This is a genomic window from Gemmatimonas sp. (assembly GCF_027531815.1).
Taxonomy (GTDB): domain Bacteria; phylum Gemmatimonadota; class Gemmatimonadetes; order Gemmatimonadales; family Gemmatimonadaceae; genus Gemmatimonas.
Map to the genome: position 1 here is coordinate 155,293 of NZ_JAPZSK010000001.1, position 20,282 is coordinate 175,574.

13 protein-coding genes are annotated in these 20,282 nt (G+C 69.2%); 6 read left to right on the forward strand and 7 right to left on the reverse strand.

The features are described 5' to 3' along the window. Window positions 1-15: 15 nt before the first annotated feature. Window positions 16-1,227, reverse strand: coding sequence for a phosphodiester glycosidase family protein (locus tag O9271_RS00705; RefSeq protein WP_298265194.1), 1,212 nt, complete (start codon window positions 1,225-1,227; stop codon window positions 16-18). Between the two features lie 93 nt (window positions 1,228-1,320). Between O9271_RS00705 and O9271_RS00710 the strand changes: the two genes are divergently transcribed. The 4 genes from O9271_RS00710 to O9271_RS00725 all read left to right on the forward strand — a co-directional run bounded on the left by O9271_RS00710 (window position 1,321) and on the right by O9271_RS00725 (window position 6,656). Further along, a complete protein-coding gene (locus O9271_RS00710) occupies window positions 1,321-1,884 on the forward strand; it encodes a VTT domain-containing protein (RefSeq protein ID WP_298265196.1) in 564 nt (187 codons plus the stop codon). Between the two features lie 9 nt (window positions 1,885-1,893). Continuing rightward, window positions 1,894-2,541 (forward strand): HD domain-containing protein, encoded by a 648-nt coding sequence (locus O9271_RS00715; RefSeq protein ID WP_298265197.1) that lies wholly within the window; start codon window positions 1,894-1,896, stop codon window positions 2,539-2,541. Further along, window positions 2,538-3,755 carry a tRNA guanosine(34) transglycosylase Tgt gene (locus O9271_RS00720; protein WP_298265199.1) on the forward strand — a complete coding sequence of 406 codons (1,218 nt, stop codon included), beginning with the start codon at window positions 2,538-2,540 and terminating at the stop codon, window positions 3,753-3,755. The genes O9271_RS00715 and O9271_RS00720 overlap by 4 nt, the downstream gene beginning before the upstream one ends. Before the next feature lie 66 nt (window positions 3,756-3,821). Next, entirely contained in the window at window positions 3,822-6,656 is a 2,835-nt protein-coding gene (locus O9271_RS00725) for a serine/threonine-protein kinase (RefSeq protein ID WP_298265201.1), read from the forward strand. An 18-nt stretch (window positions 6,657-6,674) separates the two neighbouring features. Here O9271_RS00725 and O9271_RS00730 read toward each other — a convergent pair whose 3' ends face one another. After that, a complete protein-coding gene (locus O9271_RS00730; protein ID WP_298265203.1) occupies window positions 6,675-7,403 on the reverse strand; it encodes an MIP/aquaporin family protein in 729 nt (242 codons plus the stop codon). 119 nt (window positions 7,404-7,522) lie between these two features. On the opposite strand from O9271_RS00730, the gene O9271_RS00735 reads away from it, so the two are divergent. After that, the gene (locus O9271_RS00735; RefSeq protein WP_298265205.1) at window positions 7,523-8,473 is read left to right on the forward strand and encodes an MBL fold metallo-hydrolase; all 951 of its coding nucleotides are present in this window, start codon (window positions 7,523-7,525) and stop codon (window positions 8,471-8,473) included. Between the two features lie 360 nt (window positions 8,474-8,833). On the opposite strand, the gene O9271_RS00740 is transcribed toward O9271_RS00735, so the two are convergent. From O9271_RS00740 to O9271_RS00760, 5 genes are all read right to left on the reverse strand, one after another. Next, window positions 8,834-11,989, reverse strand: a complete 3,156-nt coding sequence (locus O9271_RS00740) for a DEAD/DEAH box helicase family protein (protein ID WP_298265207.1) — start codon at window positions 11,987-11,989, stop codon at window positions 8,834-8,836. A gap of 166 nt (window positions 11,990-12,155) precedes the next feature. Further along, window positions 12,156-12,908 carry a DUF3800 domain-containing protein gene (locus tag O9271_RS00745; protein WP_298265209.1) on the reverse strand — a complete coding sequence of 251 codons (753 nt, stop codon included), beginning with the start codon at window positions 12,906-12,908 and terminating at the stop codon, window positions 12,156-12,158. Continuing rightward, complete coding sequence (locus O9271_RS00750; RefSeq protein ID WP_298265211.1) at window positions 12,905-15,709, reverse strand: site-specific DNA-methyltransferase; 2,805 nt, start codon at window positions 15,707-15,709, stop codon at window positions 12,905-12,907. The genes O9271_RS00745 and O9271_RS00750 overlap by 4 nt, the downstream gene beginning before the upstream one ends. A 490-nt stretch (window positions 15,710-16,199) precedes the next feature. Further along, the gene (locus O9271_RS00755) at window positions 16,200-16,556 is read right to left on the reverse strand and encodes a hypothetical protein (protein ID WP_298265213.1); all 357 of its coding nucleotides are present in this window, start codon (window positions 16,554-16,556) and stop codon (window positions 16,200-16,202) included. An 8-nt stretch (window positions 16,557-16,564) separates the two neighbouring features. Further along, window positions 16,565-19,090, reverse strand: a complete 2,526-nt coding sequence (locus tag O9271_RS00760) for a penicillin acylase family protein (RefSeq protein ID WP_298265215.1) — start codon at window positions 19,088-19,090, stop codon at window positions 16,565-16,567. A gap of 142 nt (window positions 19,091-19,232) precedes the next feature. Between O9271_RS00760 and O9271_RS00765 the strand changes: the two genes are divergently transcribed. Continuing rightward, on the forward strand, window positions 19,233-19,778 hold the full coding sequence (locus O9271_RS00765) for a sigma-70 family RNA polymerase sigma factor (protein ID WP_298265217.1): 546 nt from the start codon (window positions 19,233-19,235) through the stop codon (window positions 19,776-19,778). The last annotated feature ends 504 nt before the right edge of the window (window positions 19,779-20,282 follow it).

The following is a 20,282-nucleotide window of genomic DNA, read 5'->3' on the forward strand; positions in this document are numbered from 1 at the left end:
GGGTGCGGGTGAGTGCTAGGCGCCGGTGCACCGGGAGAGCACGGCGAGGGCATTGCCGACCGGTCGCTCGGTTTGGTCCGACGGGCGGTTGACCACACGAACGACCGTGTCGGCCCCGGAGCGCAGGACGAGCGCACTCGAGCCGCCGCCATCGAGGTTGAGGGCGTGGGTGGCCCCAAGGGACTGCATGAGTTCCGCCACCTGTCGCAGGGTCATACCCATGCTGTAGCCGGGCTGTCGCCCGTCGATGACCGCGAGCCAGGCGCGCGTGCGGGCCCGATTGAAGCCGATGGCGCTGCGCGGGTTGAGGTTGCGGAACCCCGCATTGCCTTCCGTGTCCACGTCGCCGGTAATCGCGCTGTCGACAAGCACCATGGGACGCCCACCGACCGCGTCGGCAACGCGTACCGGGCCGCGAGCAGTGGCGAGGCCAAGCCGTACCCGTACCGTATCACCGGCGCGCAGGGCGGTCGCCGCAGCGCCGGTGCGAGGCGGTGGCGGCAGATGCACGAGCAGCGTGTCCCCAAAGACGAGCGTATCGGCGGGTGCGGCGGTGCGCACGATGTAGCGGCCGTTGAGCGTGGCCATGCTCCCCACCTTGCGGGCACCACGACCGGCCACCGGGTCGAGACGCCAGGTATGCCGACGCGTGAGGCTATCGAGGGGTACGCCCCAGTGCGCATCCACGATGCCGGCGCTGGATGGGGTTGGGCGGTTCCACGACGCGAGGCGCAAGTCGAGACCGGCCATCGTGAGCCGTCCATCAACGACGACCGTATCGATCCGGACTCGGCGTGCATCGGTAAAGACCACCGGCTTGGGACCGGGGCCTGCCAGCATCGTCCCGCGCTCCACATGCAGGTTGGTGGGCACCCCCGGTGGGGCAAAGAGAAAGAAGTCGGCGTTGATGGCACCGACGGCCCCCATGGCGGCAGGCAACGCCGCCAGCAGTTGGCTGGTCGTGGTGCGCCCCACCGCCGTCGCGCCGCCCTTGAGGGCATGCAGGCGACTGCAGCTGAGATCCACTTCGAGAACGAACGCGCGCCACGGCAACGTGGTGTTCACCACGCGATGCAGGCGCGCGCCGGGAGCCACCCGTGTCGTGACCACCGAATCGGCAACCGTCGCGGACAGTGTGAGCGGCCGGGCATCCAGAGGGGCTGGCGCACGACAGCTGGCCATGGCGCACGCCAGCAGGACCGCGGCACGGCGAACGAAGGAACGCATGGCGCGAATCTACCGCGGGACGCGCCGAACGGGCCGCCAAGGCGGGTTCCGGCGCGTGCTGCCGCCGTTTGCGGGGGCCGATAGCTTTCAGGCATGGCTCATCCCGGTCCCGCCGCGCGCCTGTTTGCGCGGATGCAGCAGTGGGCCGACGCCGGCTGGTCGAACAGCGTCGTGTTCACGTGGGGGCTGCTCCAGGGGCTGGTATTCCCCGGGGTGGCCGACCTGTTCTTCCTGCCACTCGCCATCGCGCGTCCCGAGCGTGCCTATCGATTGGCGCTGGTCGCCACCAGCGGCACGCTCATCGGCAGCATGGTGCTGTACTGGGTCGGCGCCGAAGCGCTGGTGTGGCTGCAGGGCCCGGTCACGCGGGTGGTGGAGCTGTCGCCAGCCGACCTCGCGGCCTACCGCACACGGCTCGCGGAATGGGGCGGCTGGGCGATCTTCGCCAGCACGATGAGCCCACTCAGCACCAAGCTCACGAGCATTGCGTCGGGAGCGGCCGGGGTGCCGTTCACGACGTTCACCGTGGCGCTGCTCGCCGGTCGCCTGACCCGCACCATGGCGTTTGCCTGGCTCGTCCGCAACGGCGGGGCGAAAGCGGTCGAGCGCTGGGTGCGCACATCCGGGAGCCCTGCGGGACACGGGGAGCCCCAATAGTTTGACCGCATGTCCATTGCCCCCCACGATCTCCACGGTATCCTCGACTTCCTGCGGGCCGCCGAGGCGCTGAAGCACACCACGCGCGTGGCGTGGACGTCCACCGGCCAGCAGGAGAGCGTCGCCGAGCACACGTGGCGACTCTGCCTCATGGCGCTGGTGTTCGCGCCGCGCTTCCCCGGTGTGGATGTGGGCAAGCTGCTGCGCATCTGCATCGTGCACGACCTGGGCGAAGCCATTGGCGGCGACATCTCGGCCACCCTGCAGGCGAGCATGCCGAACAAGGCGGAGCAGGAGCGCAAGGATCTGCTGCAGCTTACCGAACCGCTGCCGGCGCACACGCGCGCCGAGATCGTGGCGCTGTGGGACGAGTACGAGCAGGCAGCCTCGCTCGAGGCGCGCCTTGCGAAGGGGCTCGACAAGCTGGAAACCATCCTGCAGCACAATCAGGGCGCGATGCCCGAGGGGTTCGACTTCCGCTTCAACCTGCAGTACGGGGCGAAGTACACGACCGACGATCCCATTCTGCGCACCATTCGCGCGGTCCTCGACGAGGAGACCGAGCGGCGGGCGCGGCAGCGGGAGGGCGAGTCGCGAGCGCGCGAGTCGCGCGCGCGCGAGTCGCGAGATCCCGCGGTACGCACCGGCGCGTCGTGAGCGGCTTTGCCTTTGGGGTGGACGCAACGGAGGGCGCCGCGCGTGCGGGGACTTTCCGTACGCCGCATGGTGACGTCGCCACGCCCGCCTTCATGCCGGTGGGCACGCACGCCAGTGTGCGCGGGCTCGCCATGCACGAGGTGCGTGACGCCGGCGCGCACATGATCCTCGCCAACGCGTATCACCTGTACCTGCGTCCGGGTGACGAAATGGTGCGCGCGCTCGGGGGGCTTCATGCGTTTTCCCGCTGGCATGGCCCCATGCTCACCGACAGCGGCGGCTATCAGGTGTTCTCACTGGCGCGCTACCGCAAGGTGAGCGAGTCGGGCGTTGAGTTCCGCAACAAGCTCGACGGGTCGCTGCACGAGTACACCCCCGAGCGCGTGATGCAGATCGAGCGCAACATCGGCGCCGACGTCATCATGCAGCTCGACGAACTGATCGAAGGGGGCTGCGATCACCGCGCGTCGCGCAAGGCCATGGAACGCAGCCTGCGCTGGCTGGAGCGCTGCCGTGTGGAGTTCGACCGCCTATCGCGCGACGGACGTGCACCGGTACCGCACGTCTCGGCCACCGATGGCTCACCGCCGCTCGACACGCAGCACCGTGACGACGAATGCGCCGCGCCACCGCAGGCGCTCTTTCCCATCGTGCAGGGCGGGACCTATGCCGACCTGCGTGCGGCCAGCATTGCCGGCATCCTGCAGACGGGCGACTGGGCGGGTGTGGCGGTTGGCGGGCTCTCGGTGGGCGAGGCCAAGAGCGCGATGTACGACACCTTCGACACCTGTGCGCCGCTGCTGCCCTGGGACCGGCCCCGGTATCTCATGGGGGTCGGCTTCCCGGACGATCTGCTCGAGGCGGTGGGGCGAGGCATGGATCTGTTCGATTGCGTGGCGCCCACGCGCATGGGGCGACACGGCACGGTGTTCACCCCCGACGGCAAGGTGCAGCTGCAGAAGAGCAGTCATCGCACCGACCGCCGGCCGCTCACCGCCGAGTGCCCCTGCCCCGCCTGCACGCACTACGATCGCGCGTACCTGCGGCACCTCATGGTCACCGAGGAGCCGCTGGGGCCGCGGTTGCTGGCGCTGCACAACATCACCTTTCTCATCACGCTCATGGGCGAGGCCCGGGCACGCCTGCAGCTGGGGCAGTTCACCACCTGGAGCAGCGACTGGTTGCGGCGCTACCGGGCCCGCACGTCGCCGTAACCGTCGGACGGTCCACCGTGCCCTTTGCCACCGTCACCGAGGCGCGTGACGTGGTAGCTTGTGGGCATGCATGATCTTCTGACGACGCTGCGGCAGGCGCTCGGCGATCGGTTCCGCCTCGACCGCGAGCTGACCGGCGGGGGCATGAGCCGGGTGTTCGTGGCCGAGGAGCTGGCGCTGGGGCGGCAGGTGGTCCTCAAGGTGCTCCCTCCCGATGCCGCCGCGACGGTGAATGCCGATCGATTCCGCCGGGAGGTCCTGTTCGCCGCGAAGCTGCAGCATCCGCACATCGTGCCGGTCCTCGCGGCCGGTGAGGACGCCGGGACGCTGTGGTACAGCATGCCATTCGTGGAGGGGGACACGCTGCGTGGCCGCCTCACGCGGCAAGGGCTCCCGGTGCGCGAGGCGCTCACGTACTGGCAGCACATGCTCGATGCCCTCTCGCACGCACATCGCGCCGGCCTCGTGCACCGGGACATCAAGCCGGAAAACGTGCTGGTGAGCGGACGCCACGCGCTCGTCACCGACTTCGGCATTGCCAAGGCCGTCGCCTCCGCGGCCGCCAGCCCCGCCGCTTCGGGACTGACGGGCATTGGCTTCGTGGTGGGGACCCCGGCGTACATGGCACCGGAACAGGCGGTGGGCGGTGACAGCGTGGATGCCCGCACCGATCTCTACGCCGCCGCGCTCGTGGCCTACGAGATGCTCACGGGGAAGGCCGCATTTGGCGGGCTCACGCCGCCGCAGACGCTCGCGGCGCAGGTGCAGACCATGCCGGCCGCTCCGCGCACCCTGAATGCCGCCATCCCCGCGGCCATCGATGCCCTGCTCATGCAGTGCCTGGCCAAGGACCCGCAGCACCGGCCGGCATCGGCCGACGCGGTCCTGCAGGCGCTCGACGCCATTGCCCGCGAGCCGGGCGCGCTGGCCGGCCCGGCCACTCCGTCCCGACCGGCCGGACCACGCGTCGCCGGCGCGCTCATGGCCGCCACACTCGTGCTCGGTGCCGGCCTCGTGTGGCGTACCCGCGCCTCCTCGCCCGCCACCCCCATCGAGCGGGATCTGGTGCTGCTGGCGTCGCTGGCGCACGAACCCAAGGACTCCTCCACGGCCAGCGCGCTCGCCGAGGCGTTGCGCATCGATCTGCAGCAGTCGCCGCGGCTCAAGGTGGCCGACCCGCAGGTGGTGCGTGCCGCGCTGGTGGCCATGCGCCAGGATCCGTCCGTCGCCGTGACCGATAGCATCGCCAGGGTGCTGGGCGTGCGACTCGGCGCCAAGGCGTACGTCACCGGCGCGCTGTCGTCGGTGGGGACGGCCTACGTGCTCACAGCGCGACTGGTCAGTGTAGCCGACGGATCGGAGGTGGCGGCGCTGCGCGAAACCGCGGGCGCTGCCGATGACCTGCTCACGGCCGCAGACCGCCTGTCGAAGGGGCTGCGCGAGCGGGCGGGCGAATCCGTAGCCTCGCTGCGTGCCAGTCCGGCCCTCCCGGCCGCCACCACGGCGTCGCTCGAAGCGCTGGAACGCTATGCATCGGGCAGTGCGCTGTTGCGCACGGGAAAGTCCGACCTCGCCATTGCCGAGTTCGAACGCGCCATCGCGCTCGACAGCAGCTTCGCGACGGCGTGGTCGGGGCTCGGGACGGCGCTCTACAACCTCCGGATCCGACCGGGCGACCAGCTCCGGGCCGTCAGCCAGGCCTACGCCCTGCGCCGCCAGCTGCCGGAAATCGAGCGCCTGCGCATCGAATCGCGCTATTTCGCGTCGCGCGGCGAACGTGATTTGGAGCTTGGGGTTCTGCGTCGCATCCTGAGCCTCGAGCCCACGACCTTTGCCGCGCTGAACAATCTGGCCTACCGCGTCTACAACAAGGGGGAGTTTCGGGAGGCGGAGTCGCTCATGACGGTGGCCAGCCGGTTGCAGCCACAGGCCCTGGGCCCCATCGACCTGCTGACCAACATCGCCACCGAGCGGGGGGACCGCCGCCTGCTCGACTCGCTCGAACGCACATTCCCCACCGGAGCGGATGGGGCACGGCTCCGGTGGACGCGCGTGGAGAGTGAGCGGATGAGCCGGGCCGACTACGCGGGATATCTCGGGCAGCTCGACAGTGCCATCGCGCGCACGACCGAACCGAGTCTGCTTGCCGAGCACCACGCGATGCGCGCATACGTGGGCGTCGTTCTCGGGCGCCTGCGCACCGTCGAGTCGGATCTCGAGCAGACGCTGAAGCCGCAGCTCCTCAGGAACGACCCGGAGTCGGTGCCCGGCTGGCAGCGCCTGTTGGCCGCCGCGCGGGCACGCTTTCTCGACGACAATGCCGGCGCGTTGCGCCTGATCGCGCGGAGCGATGCGTTCTACACGAGCGACCGCGAGCCTGTGGATCGCACCACGCTCGAGCGGGCCATGGCGCGCCTGACCGCTGGGGACATCGCCGGGGCGCGACGGCTCCTGCAGCAGGTTACCGCCCCCCTGCCGCGTGACACGGCCTTCGTCAGCCTCGTGCGGGGGGAGCTGGCGCTGGCCGAGGGCAAACCGGCCGACGCGGTCCGGATTCTCCGTGGCACCGCGGGGGCCGAGTATCTCTGCCCGACGTGCAACCTCGGGGCACTCGCGCGCGCCTACGATGCGCTCGGGCAGCGGGATTCGGCCCTGGCGGTGTATACGCGACTGCTCGACAGCCGGTTCGCCCGCAGCGGGCGGCTCGTGGAGGACATTCTGGAACGGCCGCAGGCGCTCCGGCGCGCCGGCGAGCTGCTTGAGGACCGCCGCGACCTGAAGGGCGCGCTCGCCCGCTACCGCGCCTTCGTGGAGCTGTGGCAGGACGCCGATCCCGAACTGCAGCCGATCGTGCAGGAGGTGCGGGAGCGCATTGCCCGACTCGAGCGCGCCCGCGGCTGACGCTTCTGCGGCTGACGCTCAGGTGGTGAGGGACTTCCAGAGCAGCGCCGCCAGCGTTGCGCCCACGATGGGCCCCACCACCGGAATCCACGCGTAGCCCCAGTCGCTGGTGCCCTTGTTGGCAACGGGCAGCAGCGCGTGCGCGATGCGCGGGCCGAGGTCGCGCGCGGGATTGATGGCGTAGCCGGTGGGGCCGCCCAACGACAGGCCGATCCCCCACACCAGGCATCCCACCAGGAAGCTGCCAAGGTTGGTGGCGGGTGACGCGCCCAGCACACCCTCCGCGCCAATGGCGCCGGCGACAATGACCAGTACCGCAGTGCCGATGATCTCGGCCACCAGATTGGGCCCCGTACTGCGCACCGCGGGCGTATTGCAGTAACAGGCGCGAATGAGCTCGGCGTCGCCGGTGCGCGCCCAGTGCGGCAGGTAGTGCAGCCAGACGAGCGTGGCGCCCACGATGCCCCCCAGCATCTGCGCCCCCACGTGCGCCAGGCCGGTGGCCAGCGGATACACGCCGGTCACCACGTTGGCGAGACTCACCGCGGGATTGAGTTCTCCGGGTGCCCCCAGCGCCACGGCCACCATGCCGCCACTCATCACGGCGAAGGCCCAGCCGGCGGTGATCACGATCCACCCGCTCCCGTGTCCCTTGGCGTCGGTGAGCAACACGTTGGCCACGACGCCGTTGCCGAGCAGCAGGAGAATGACGGTGCCGAAGAACTCGCCCAATACGGTGGCAGGCATGGTGGCGCGGGTGAACGGAGGAAGGGAGGCGGGCTCGTGCCGACGGGATTGTACGTGGCGGACCACCGCCCCGCGAGCCGCGGTTTGCCGGTGGGCGCACGGTGAGGCATAATCGTGACATGCCCACTTCCCCGCTCCGTCGCGCGTTGCTTGGCGTGACCTGGCTGTCCCTCGCGCTCGCCGCGCCCGCCGCGGCGCGGGCGCAGATCCGTACCGCCGACCCGGCAGTGCGCGGCGTTCCGCTCAGCGCGTTCCCGCGACTGGTCAAGCTCTCGAAGCATGTGTACGGCTACGAGGAGATCCGCCAGCCGGGCTTCACCACGGTGAGCCTCATCGTGATCGGGAAGGACGGCGTGCTCATTGCCGACGCGCAGGGATCGGCGGCGGCGACGCAGACGATGCTCGATCGCATCCGCACGATCACGCCGCTGCCGGTCAAGTGGTACGTGGTGGGCTCCGATCACGGTGACCATACGGCGGGCAATCACGTACTGCCGGCCGGCATCACGTGGGTGGTGCACCCCACGTCGCTGGCGCAGCTCAAGCGCGACTCGGCGGCGGCGACGGCCGCGCGCCCGGTGGTGGTGCCGCCCACGGCGATGAGCGGCACCACGCAGACCATCGACCTCGGCACGACGGAGGTCGTCGTGCGGTTCCTGGGGCGCGCGCACACGGGCGGCGATCTCATGGTGCATCTGCCCAGGGAACAGATCCTGTTCATGAGTGAGGCGTTCCTGAATCGTGTGTTTCCGGCGATGCGCAGTGCGTATCCGTCGGAATGGGCGCGCGCGATTGACGCGGCGCTCGCGCTCGAGCGGGTGAAGCGCTTCGTGCCGGGGCACGGGTTCATCGAAAAGGCCAAGCGCTCGCGCGAGGAGCTCGTCGCGTTCCGCGACGCGATCACGGCGGTGATTGCCGAGGCCACCCGCCTGCGCACCACGGGGCTCACGTTCGATGCGGCGGTGAAGCAGGCGCAATGGGGGCCGTACGCCACCTGGTTCCTTGTCGACCAGCAGGCGCCGATCGCGATTCGGCGGGTGTGGCAGGAACTCGCAGGCGAACTGCGCTGACGACCGACGCCTGACCTGCGGTCGGGGGTGGTTGGGGTCGGGGCACAGCCACCACGGTCGGGGTACAGCCACGGCAGTCGGGGCACTGCCACCACGGTCGGGGTCGGTCGGGCAGTCGGGGTCGTGGCCGGGCCCGGGGTCGGGCGGGGGCCTCGGGTCGAGGTCCGGGCGCGGGGGTACGGCGGCGCGGGTTTGGGTTGGGGTCGGGGAGGCGCGCGACGCTGCGCTGGCGCTGGGTCGGGGTCGACTGCGGTGTAGCGGTCGGGGGCCCGGTCGGGGGGGGGGGCGCGACGCTGCGCTGGCGCGTCGGGGTCGGGGTCGGGGTCGGGGTCGGGGTCGGGGTCGGGGTCGGGGTCGGGGTCAGACCCTTGCTGCGGGGGCGAGATCGGCAAGGAAGAACGGCAAGTCCGCCGGCTGGTACACCAGCCGATAGTGCCACTCGCCCCAGGCGCCGTCCGCGTTCACGGCGCGGACCCAGCGCTCCGCGGCCGCCCGCTTCACATCAGCCAGCGGGTCGTACCCCTTCGTCTCCACGATCACGTACCGCGCGCCCTCCCCCTCGAGGCGAACGAGAAAATCCGGCACGTACTCATGACGCATGCTGTCGTGCTCGTACGGAATGCCGAAGCCAAGCCCCGCGTTCTTCACCCACGCCGCCACGTACGGGCTCCCGTCGAGGTACTGCGCCGCCTGCTGTTCCCAGCGCTTGGTATCGGCCACCAGATAGTTCACGTGGCACTTCACCGTGTCCCGCACCTCCTTGCCGGTCCAGAAATCCACGATGGCCGTGGTACCGGGCTCCTGTCGCGCGAAGCGAGGCACCTCGGGCGTCTCGCCGGCCGTGTCATCGGGATGCAGGCTCTGGAGAATGCGCTCCACCAGCTGGCTGTAGTACGGCGCCACGAATGCGGCGCGCACGTCCTTGGGCTCGCCGATCACGCGCACCTTCGTCTCGGCATAGCGCTGCGCGATCCGCGCGATCTGCGGGAAGAGCACGTGCGCCGGCACCGTGGCGTGCCACTCCTCGATGTACCGCCGGGTGAGCGTGCCGGCCGCCACGAACACCCGCTGCTGCAACGTCTGCGTGGCGAGGTAGGGCGCGAGCGCCAGCTCCTGCGTGCGCCCCGGCGACAACGGCTTCACCTTGCCCGCCGTATCCGTCAGTACGCCGGCCATGTACACCTCCGGCGGGATGTTTGCCGGATCGATGATCAGTTCGGGCACCGCGTCCCAGTCCACCGTGATGCGGTTGCGTACGGCCTGCGTGTATCCCTCCACCAGCGGAAAGCGCATCTCGAACGCGCTGCGCTCCGGCAACGCGCGCACATGCCGGCGACGGCTCGGCGCTGGGGCCACCGCGCCGGTGGCCTTGAACGGAATGATCTCGAAGGGCACGCCGAGCACCTGGGCCTCCTCATCCCGGAGGCGGGGGCCGCGGTCCGTGTCGTCCACGTCGTAACTCGCGCGACGCAACGCGCGGCCCACCACCTGCTCACAGAGCAGCTGGCTCTGAAACGGGCGCAGCCCCACCACGTGCGTCACGGTATTCGCGTCCCATCCTTCCGTGAGCATGCCCACGCTCACGATGCAGCGCACGTCGCGTCCCGGCGGGTGCAACGGCTTCTCCAGCTTTTCTGCCAGCACCTCGAACTCCGGGGGATACACAGGGCGCCCCTGCGAATCGGTGGGCCACTCGCGCCGTCCCACCGTGTCGAGCGTGAATCGCATCCAGCGGGCCAGATCACCCTGCGCCCCTGAGGCCACACTTCCGCCATCCGTCTCGCTCACCACCTTCGAGTCGACCCGGATGGTGTTCACCATCCCGTGCTGGTTGCGCAGCGACGCCATGTCGAACGATGGCACCTCGGTGCTCGACCACCCGTCGGCAATCCACTCGTAGGTGGCCTTGGCCAGCTTCGTGTCGCGGCACACGATGATGAGGACCGGCGGGCGGGCCTCGTCCGTTGCCGCCCATTCGCCGCGAATGCGCTCCCAATCCTGCGCCAGCATGGCGAGCGGCTGGTGCGCCCACTTCAGCACCGCTTCCACCTTGGGGCTGCCGCGCCGACCGCCCCGTTCGGCCGGTGTGAGACAGGACATGATCCAGCGCCACAGGTTGTGGTACTTGGGGCGCTCGCTCCCCGTGTTGTCCCGCACCGCCAGCTGCGGCACCTTCACCAGCCCCGATTCGATGGCATCCGTGAGCCCGAAATCGCTCACCAGCCACGGGAACGGGCGCCCCGAGTCGCGCCCCATGCGCCCCAGGTAGTACGGCGTCGCCGACAGGTCCACACACAGGTTGATGCCGCGCAGGGCGTGCACGCGATCGAGCCCTTCGATCCACACCGTCGCCTCGCGCACGTACTCCTGCTCCTGCTCGTCATCGCCGAACAGCTCCAGGCGCTCCTCGTCGTCTTCCTCGTGCCGACGAATGCGGTAGGCGTGATGGGCTTCGTCGTTGAGCACCAGAATGTTCTGCTTCCCCTTCGCGCGGCCCAGCACGCGGGCCACGATGCTGGCGTCGCTCTCCACATAGCGGGTCCACCGCACCAGCGCGCTCACGCGTTCACCGGTCCCGCTGGTGCTGGGGGGCTCGATCTCCTCGATCTCGCCGCTCGCCGCCAATCGCGTGTAGTCGGCCAGGGTGAGATAGCGCTCGCCACGGGCCACCGTGCTCTTGTCGCCGATGTACACGCGCTCGGTGCGGGTCACCGCCTTCCCCACCTTCGACACGCGCGCGGATTCGCCGCCGACGCCCTGCGTTCGCGGCTCGAAGACGTGCCAGTTGGTGACCACCACCCGCCCCTGCGCGAGACGCGGCATGAGGTGCGCGGGGACCAGGTCGCGCGTGCGGTACAGGCTCGCATCGCCGCCGTCCACGTCGAGCTCGCGCAGACGATCCCGGATGGTCACGTTGGGGCACACGATGAGCACGACATCGGAGAAGCGCGCGTCGGCGCGGTTCACCACCTTGTTGAGGATGCTCCACGCCGCGAGCATGCCCATGACGGTCGTCTTGCCGCTCCCCGTGGCCATCTTGCACGCGTAACGCACGAAGGCCCGGGCACCGGCGGCCAGTTGCTCCTCGGTGGGTTCGTCCAGCGGGACCGTGATTCCCTGCCGCAGGTCGGCCCGCCCTTCCACCAGGAACAGCACCGTCTCCACCGCCTCGAGCTGCGCGAAGAAGAGCGGCTGCTTGCGCCCATCGCGGCGCCAGTGCGCCAGCAGATCGAGGGTGGTACCCGTGGCGTTGGGATACCCGGCCGCCCGCCACTCGGCCACGCGGGCGCGAATGCGGTTGACCAGCGTGAGCGCCCACGCGCGGTCGTACTCCGGCAACCGGGCCAGCGTGCCGTCCGACAGATCCCAGGTCAGTTCCCCATCCCGGGGCTGGAACACAAACGCCGGGCGGCGCGACGGCCGCTCCACCGGCGTGGCCCCTTCGGGCATGAACCAGTGACGGTCGGGCTCGGCGTACGGCGAGCAGAGGATGGGGGAGGGAACTTCGAAGGACATGGGATCAGCGATGGTCAACGATGGTTGACAATGTGCAACTTTCGGCTGACAATGATCGTATACCGTGTGTAGTCACTACACACACACATCGGCGCGGTCGGGAGCGGGTTTGCCACGGTGAGCCCCAGCGTCCTCCCCTCGGGGAGGACCCCCGATCGCGCCTTTGTCATGGCCATACTCGGTCGTCGACGACCAACGGCGCGCAGTGCGTGGTCCACAGTCTCAGCACCTCGCGGTCGGACGCCGTTTTCGGGTTCCCATTGATCTTGGCAACTCGGTTTCTCAAGAACGCCACGCAGTCGGCCATTTGCACCAGCCGACTATCGACCGAACGTACGTAGTGAAGTGACGGTAGCAGGTGCGTAATCTCGCGGGCTCGGTATCCGGTCGTGGTCCCGATGTGGGTCCACTGATTGAACTGATGGATCATTCGCCGCTCGACCTCCTGCTGTTCATCGGCAACGATCAGACCGAGTGCCGACACGGTTGGGGACGCGAGCCAGTCATTGATACGCTCCACCAGGTACTGGAACCCGCGATCGTACGGGTGGCCCGGCGCGAGTCCAGTTCTGGCCTGCCGGATCGCGAGCCCGCGCTTGTTGATTCCCCGAGAGAAGATCCGTGCGTGGTACGGTGCAAGCAGTGACAGCAACTCCTCGTAGCAGGCAATGCGCCCGGCCGGTGCCATTCCCTGCGCGCATCCACGACCGCTGAACAGTTCGGATCCCTTGACCTCGAAGTCCATGTGGCTGGTCGCACTGGTACCGAAATGGCGACAGCACGTGAGATAGATACCACGATCGACATCGCGCACGAGTGATTCGTCGATGCCGACAGCGACGAGCCAATGAATCGGCTCGACATCGTGATCGAGCTTCGCTCCCGTATTGCCCGAATCGTCGATGTGGAAGAGGATCACGCGAGCGCCTTCACCACCACCAGCTCGTTCCCGCGGTCGTCGATCACCTTCACCGCAATCTGGTTGTGCTCCCCGGCGAAGAATGGCGCGCTGGTGTCGCCGGCCAGATGCTCGAACACGCCAGGCTCGAACTGGGCCTTGAGCGCCTTCTGCATGGCCTCCCACGCCCCCGTGCGGGGAAAGAACACCTGCGTAGCCCGGAACACACGGCCGTTGTAGTCGCTGTCGAGCAGCCAGGCGGGCACATCACTGCCCTGCGTGTGTGACGTGGTCATGGTGGCCGGGTCGAACACATCGAGCCCCCCCAGCCGTACCTGCCAGCGTGGCGGGTCACCGGCCGCCGCCGGGGGCACCTTCGTAACGGTGACATCCGGCAGCCCGGCCACGCTGAACACCTGACTGGCGCGGGTGGTCTTGAGCAGGCTGCCCATGACCAGGTCGGGGGTGGCCTGCACGTAGGTGGCGGGCACGCCGAACTGCGCACTCTGCTCCACCAGCAGCCGCGCGTTCCCCTCAATGGCGAAGCCCACCACGAACAGCCGCGTGTAGTTCTTGCGGTCGGCTTCCTTGAGCGCCTGATGCACGAGCTGTTCGGAAACGGCGCCATGTTCGGGGCCGAACACGAACGCCACCGGCTCCGGCGTCTCGCCCGTCAGCACGGCCTCGGCGTTGAGTACCAGCGCCCGCGCGGGCGGGCGCACCTGCTCGAAGGCCACGCGCTCGTTGTTGGCGGTGGCTATGCTGGGGCTCCGGCGCAGCACCTCCAGCATGCGATCCACGAAGTTGCCGTGGGCCTCCATGGGCATCGCGCCGCTGTCGCTTTCGCCGTCGCCTTCCCAGTCCACCGGCGTGGGAATGGTGGCCTCCACCACGAAGGGGCCCGCCACGCGCGTGACCTTGCTCTCCTCCTCCGGGCGGTCCACCAGCACTTCCATGGTGGGCGGTTCGTTGTTGGCGATGCTCTTGAGCGTGATGTGCGGCACCAGCCCGCCGACATCCTCCCCGCGCTTGTTCTGCTTTCGCACATACGTGAACCCGCCCGCCGGACCGCGCGACGCGTCCTTGAGCGTGTACCACGGAAAGGTGGCCGTGAGCAGGCGCTGCCGCGCCAGCGCGAGCGGCACGCGCGACGTGTCCATGGTGATCCACCGGCGCCCCCACTGCTCGGCCACGTACGCGGTCGTGCCGGAGCCGCAGGTCGGGTCGAGGACCAGGTCGCCGGGATCGGTGGTCATCAGGAGGCAGCGTTGGATGACTTTTATGCTGGTCTGGACAACATAGAGTTTATCCGACGCGAATCCTGCGATTGACGTGTCAGTCCAAAGTTGAGTCAGGCTCGTGAGCGGAAAGTCGGATAAATAGCGAACGTATGAGAGCGTGTTTCCTACCGGGAAGAGGCGGTTCAACTCTACTAGCCTTGCCATCCCAGTTTCGGTAGTCGTCCAGCCGCGCTGACCGGACGGGAAGAAGTCCTGTCCTGAAACGGTTACCGCAAAGTGCATCGCAGATCCCGGACCCGACTGTCGTCCGAGCCTTTGGCTCGTTGGGTCAGCAGGCTTGAAGAGCCGAGCACCTGCATCGAGAGACTCGGGGTTCCTTCGCTCCGTCTCAGTGAGGCGGTGGCGCTCACCGCTCGAAAGCTCGACGTGGTTGTAGCCGGACACCTCGATTGCGTCGCGCACATCTCGCGGCACAAACAGTGGCCTGTACTTCACGGATCTCCGCTCACGGGCATACCACAGCACGTAGTCTGTGGATCCGGGCAAAAGATCGCCTGTCGATCCAGCAGACTTTGCGAATGCGATCACCGCACAGCAGTTCTCCGCCCCAAACACCTCATCCATCACCTCACGCACGTGGTGCAGATTCTCGTCCGAGATCTGCACGAACACACTCCCGCTCGGCGTGAGCAGCTCCTTCGCCAGCAGCAGCCGATCGCGCAGGTACGTGAGATACGAGTGCAGCCCCAGCTCCCACGTATCGCGGTACGCCTGCACCATCTCCGGCTCGCGGGTGAGGTCGGCGTCGTCGTTGTGCTTCACGTCGCGCTTGCGCACGAACGGCTGGAAGTTGCTACCGAACTTCACGCCGTACGGCGGGTCGATGTAGATCATCTGCACCTGCCCACCCATGCCTTCGTACTGCAGCAGGCTGTTCATGCACACCAGTGAATCGCCCAGCATCATGCGGTTCACCCAGCGGTCGCGATGCTCGTAGGCCTTGAGCACCTGGTCCACCACCGGGCGGCGCGGGTCGGCGAACAGGTCGAACAGGTCGTGCTGCTGGTCTTTTCTGTGCGCGCCGAGCGTTTCAAGAATTGCCTGCGTGCTGAGCCGCTCGTGCACGAACAGCGGCAGCGTGGGCACGTCGAACGACAGCCGCTCCGCCTTGCCGGTCCAGTTGAGGAAGGGCTGCTGCAGTGTTGCCAGCTCCGCCGCCGCGGCACGCCCGGCGGCACGCGCGGCCTTCGCCGCATCGCCGTCACCCTCGGCGGCCAACCCCGTCTGCACCACCGCGAGCAGTTCGCTCACGCGATCGCGCAGCGCCGCGTGGCCGCCGTCCCACACCAGCTCGGGCGCCAGCGACGAGTCGTAGCGGTAGGTGGCCGGCGCCTTCTTCTTGCGGAACTGCGCCTGCGTGCCCGCCTCAGGGCGCATGGCCGCGTCGGCGGCCACATGCTCGTACGACCGCGCGGGGGTGGGCGACGCGGTGGCCGCTGGGGCCTTCCCGGTGGTCGGCGGGGCAGCTGCCGCAGCCTTCTTTGCGGAAGCCCTGGTGGGCGGAGTCTTCTTCGCCGGCATTGTGCAGAATGGAGGAGAAAGAGCGATTTCGTGTATGCTCGCCGGTGCGCCTGTAGCACACAAGGCACCACGTGACGCCAGCAGGTCGCCCTTGGCCACACTGGCGGCCGGCGCACACACACGCGCACACAACGATGGGCGCCTCGGCAACGGGATGCCGATCACCACCGCGGAGCCGGCGCCCCCCCGACCCCGACCAAGCCAGCGCAGCGTCGCGCCCCCCGACCACAACCGGTCCCCCGACCGCCGTATCGCAGTCGACCCCGACCCAGCGCCAGCGCAGCGTCGCGCGCCTCCCCGACCCCAACCCAAACCCGCGCCGCCGTACCCCCGCGCCCCGACCTCGACCGGCTGCCCCCGCCCTACCCCGGGCCCGGCCACGACCCCGACTGCCCGAAAGACCCCGACCGTGGTGGCTGTGCCCCGACTGCCGTGGCAGTACCCCGACCGTGGTGGCTGTGCCCCGACCCCAACCACCCCCGACCGCGGGTCAGGCGTTCACGCGATCGTTGCGCAGCAGTCGCGAGACGCCGCCGGCGAGGCCACCTGCCTGCACCGCCGGCAGCAGCAGCGTGACCGCCAGGATGGCCCACGCCGGCAGCGTGAAGTTACCGCCGATCATGCCGGCGAAGCGCAGCACGTTGCCGCCCTGCAGCGCCGTCCACAGCAGCAGGAGCGCCGCCGCTACGGCCGCTGCCGCAAACCCCACGCGAAACGCCCCGCGATCGCGAAGGAGCACGCCGGTGACGATCCCCGCCACGGCCGCCCCCCACACCCCACCGAACGCCTGCGCCACGAGTTGCAGCGCCAGCGCGACCAGCATGCCCGTCGTCATGTTCATCGTCATGCGGTCACTCAGCGGGTGAGGGTGAGCGTCGCGCGCACATCCGACGCGGCGAGGTCGGCGGCCGTGCGCGGCGTGCGCACACTGTCGAGCGCGCCGTTGCTCCACATGGCGAACCGGTCGAGGTAGCGCGGACTCGCCGGGTTGCCGCTCTGGCCGCCGGGGTACACGCCGTGGATGCGTGGCGTCCCGTCGAGCTCCACTACCATGCGCCAGCTGGCACCGAAGTTGGCGTACGCCGACCCCACCGAGGGATTGAGCGTACCACGCCCCCCATCGATGGGCGTGGGCGGGGCGGAGAACCCATCGAGTCGCAGCAGATGCCGCGGCCGTGCGGGGGCCACCCTTCCCCACGTCCACGGCGACTTCGCCGGATCGCCGAAGTCGGCCCGCAGCGTGTCATACGCAGCGGTCAAGGCGCGCGCGAGCAGTGCATCGCGATCCTCCCGCACGTTGGCCGTACGGCGATCATCCCACCACGGACTCGTGGAGTCACGCACGAGCTGCAGCAGTCGCGACTCCGACGGCCGTACCGCAGGTGCCGACTTCCCCGGCGGAGCGAACTCATCCCAGAGCAGCGCCGATACCCGGGCCAGCGTCGTCTCGAACAGGCGCGCTCCGGTGTTGTCGCGCGTATAGCGCCGGTCCCACGTGCGCAGCACCGCCTCGGCGGCGGCCAGGCTGGTCGACGTGTCTCCCTGCTTCACCCGCGCCTGTGCCGCGGCCACCAGCACCGGCGCGAGACGATCGGCACGCACACTCCCCGGATCGGTGTGGAACGCCCGCATCTTGTCGGGGGTCATGGCGCTGTCCGCGCGCAGCAGCCGATTGATCTGCAGGGCGCGCCAGATTTCGTAGTGCGCGTCGGTGCCCAGATACAGCGAGTCGAGCGCGGGATCGACCGGTTCCTGATTGGCCGACGCCAGATAACCCTGCGCGGGATTGATGCTTTGCGGATACTGCGCCACGGTACGGAAGCCCATCCAGTCATTGGCGCGCGTGCGGCCATCGAGAATTTCGGTTCCGCGCCCCCGGTTGGCGCGAATGGGATGCCGTCCTGTGGAGCGAATGGCAATCGTGCCCGCGGTATCGGCCACGATCATGTTCTGTGCGGGCGCCTGGTAGTACGCCGCGAGCGAATCGAGAAACGCCGTGGCACTCGTGGCCCGCAGCCCGCTGTAGAAACCGAGCAACTCATTGCCGGCTTCGAGCACCGTCCAGCGCATGGATAGCCACTCCGTTCCCTGCCGGCGCATGGGACCACGATGCGTGTAGTACACCGTGTCCGTATCGATCACCGCGCCCTGCTTGTTGCGATAGACCTCCACCCGGCTCTCGAGCGGAACGGGCTGTCCATCGAGTTCGTACGACGTTGGCGCGGCCGCGTTGTTCACCGTCTCCCGCCAGAAGTCCATCACGTCGGCGCCGGTATTGGTGAAGCTCCACGCAAAAGCCCGCGTGTAGCCAATCGTCACCCCCGGCAGCCCGGGAATGGTGACCCCGCCCACATCCATCTGGCCGGGCACCACGAGGTGCACCTCGAACCAGATGCTGGGCAGAGTGAGTTCGAGATGCGGGTCACCCGCGAGCAGCGCCTTGCCACTGGTGCTGCGCTGCGGGCTCACGGCCCAGTTGTTCGAAGCAAAGGCGCGCTCCTGCTGCACCGCAAACCGCGCCTCGGCGGGCAAGGCCAGATCACGCTGCCAGCGCAACGCCCCGGCACCCGTGCCCAGGGCGGCCAGCCTGCGCAGCGCGGCCGTATCCGGCGAACCCGGTGACGGCAGCGCGGCGAATGCCTCGCGCGGCGCCGTACGAGGCGCGGGCTGAATGGGCTCCTGCACGGGCGAGGAGGTGTCCCAGAACGCCCGCGCCGCGCTGTCGCCCACCAGCGCGCGGGCCTCGAGCAGGTCGAGCTCAATAGGCGAATGGGCCAACGTGTACCCCATGCGATTGAGCAGGTGCATGGAATGCACCGGCAGCCATGGGCGCGGCGCTCGCTGCAGGAGCTTGTACTCCACGGGCAGCTGCGCCGTGGAGAGCGACGTGCGATACGCGTTGATCCCCTCCGCATACGCGGACAGGATGCGGTACAGCGTGCCGGTGGTGTCCATGCGCTGCATGCGTTGCTCGGCTGCGCGCGGCATGCCCAACTGGCGCGTTTCCTGATCGGCGGGGAGCGCGACATCGCCCACGAGTTCCGTGAGCGTCCCCTCGCCGGCCCGCGACTGGAGCTCCAGCTGGAACAGCCGGTCTCGCGCCACGACGTACCCCAGCGCCCGCACGGCATCGAGCTCCGTCTTGGCGAAGATGTGCGGCACGCTGCGCGCGTCGTAGCGGATATCCACCGCGTCGGTCAGCCCGGGGATCTTCGCCGACGCGGAGGCAGGGAGGTCGTTGGTGGTGTTGGCCCACAAACCAACCGCGGGGGAAAGCAGCGCCCCCAGGGGCGGTACCTCGCCAATACCGCGGGCACCCGCCCAGGTAGCGCCGGCGCCGACGGCCAGACAGAGGAGTGCAACAGGAAGGTTCCGTGCCATGTGGTGAAGCGGGAAGGAGGGAGGAAGGACTCCGAAGGATCCCCCCGGGCCACCCGGTGTGCAAGTTCCCAAGGCGGTGGCGTCCTACAGGGTGACTGAGTCGTGGCACCCGGGTCGAGCATGTCACCCACCATTCCCAACCATGGACAACCTCGAACGACTGTTCCGCGAGTATCACGATCCGCTGGTGCGCTACCTGGCGCGCCGTGTGGGCGATCGTGATCTGGCCGAGGAACTGGCGCAGGAGACCTTTGTGCGGGCCATGCGCCATGGCCCCGTGGCGCGGGAGCGCGCCTGGCTCTTTGCCGTGGCCACGAACCTCGTGCGCGACGAAGTGCGTCGCGATGCCCGGGAGCGCCGGCGCCTGTCACTGCTCAAAGGCGAGGCCGACGTGGCCGGCCCGCAGGAGCCCGACGTCTACACGGCCGAACGGGCGGCCGATGCCGTGCGCGAACAGGCGCTGGCGCGGCGCGCGGTAGACGCGCTGGCCGAACGGGACCGCATGGCGCTGCTGATGCGGGAAGAAGGGTTGGACTATCACGAAATCGCCGCGGTGCTGGGACTGAGCGTGGGGAGCGTGGGCACGACGCTCTCCCGGGCCCGCCGCCGCCTGGTCGAAGTCTACGAGACGCTGCAGCGCGACCGTTCTGGTACGCGCGCGGCGATGGAGGGGTCCGATGTCGCGTGACGAATTCATGGTGTCCGACGAACGCCTGCTGCCCGTGTTCGACGACGCAGGGCACGTGGACGAAGGGACGGTGCACGCCTGGCTAGACGAGGCGTTCGACGACGCGGCGGCCGCGCTGGTGGCCGCGCACGTGGCGCAGTGTGCTCACTGCGCCGACCAGGTCGCGGAAGCGCGTGGATTCAGCGCCGCGAGTTCACGCGTGCTGGCGGCACTCGATGCGCCAGCCGCAACGCCCGCGATGGTGACGGCGCATGCAGCCGCCGCGCGACGTACCGCACCCTCGCTGCGCCCGCAGTGGTGGTGGAAGGCAGCAGCAGGCCTGTTCGTGGTGCTCGGCGGGACGGTGCTGCTGCGTCGGTCGGAAGGGAACCGCCGTCCTCCGGAAGCGCGGACGGCGGTGGCGCGGACGGCGGAAGCGCGGACGGCGGAGGCTGTGCCGGCGGCATCGGATGCCGCGGCGAGTAAACCCGGTGCCGCGCGCGGCACTTCCGCGCCCAGTACTTC

Bases quoted from the DNA above. Each gene is read 5' to 3' on its own strand.
- O9271_RS00705 (WP_298265194.1), bottom strand. From the start codon at position 1,227: ATGCGTTCCTTCGTTCGCCGTGCCGCGGTCCTGCTGGCGTGCGCCATG.
- O9271_RS00710 (WP_298265196.1), top strand. From the start codon at position 1,321: ATGGCTCATCCCGGTCCCGCCGCGCGCCTGTTTGCGCGGATGCAGCAG.
- O9271_RS00715 (WP_298265197.1), top strand. From the start codon at position 1,894: ATGTCCATTGCCCCCCACGATCTCCACGGTATCCTCGACTTCCTGCGG.
- O9271_RS00725 (WP_298265201.1), top strand. From the start codon at position 3,822: ATGCATGATCTTCTGACGACGCTGCGGCAGGCGCTCGGCGATCGGTTC.
- O9271_RS00730 (WP_298265203.1), bottom strand. From the start codon at position 7,403: ATGCCTGCCACCGTATTGGGCGAGTTCTTCGGCACCGTCATTCTCCTG.
- O9271_RS00735 (WP_298265205.1), top strand. From the start codon at position 7,523: ATGCCCACTTCCCCGCTCCGTCGCGCGTTGCTTGGCGTGACCTGGCTG.
- O9271_RS00740 (WP_298265207.1), bottom strand. From the start codon at position 11,989: ATGTCCTTCGAAGTTCCCTCCCCCATCCTCTGCTCGCCGTACGCCGAG.
- O9271_RS00750 (WP_298265211.1), bottom strand. From the start codon at position 15,709: ATGCCGGCGAAGAAGACTCCGCCCACCAGGGCTTCCGCAAAGAAGGCT.
- O9271_RS00755 (WP_298265213.1), bottom strand. From the start codon at position 16,556: ATGACGATGAACATGACGACGGGCATGCTGGTCGCGCTGGCGCTGCAA.
- O9271_RS00760 (WP_298265215.1), bottom strand. From the start codon at position 19,090: ATGGCACGGAACCTTCCTGTTGCACTCCTCTGTCTGGCCGTCGGCGCC.
- O9271_RS00765 (WP_298265217.1), top strand. From the start codon at position 19,233: ATGGACAACCTCGAACGACTGTTCCGCGAGTATCACGATCCGCTGGTG.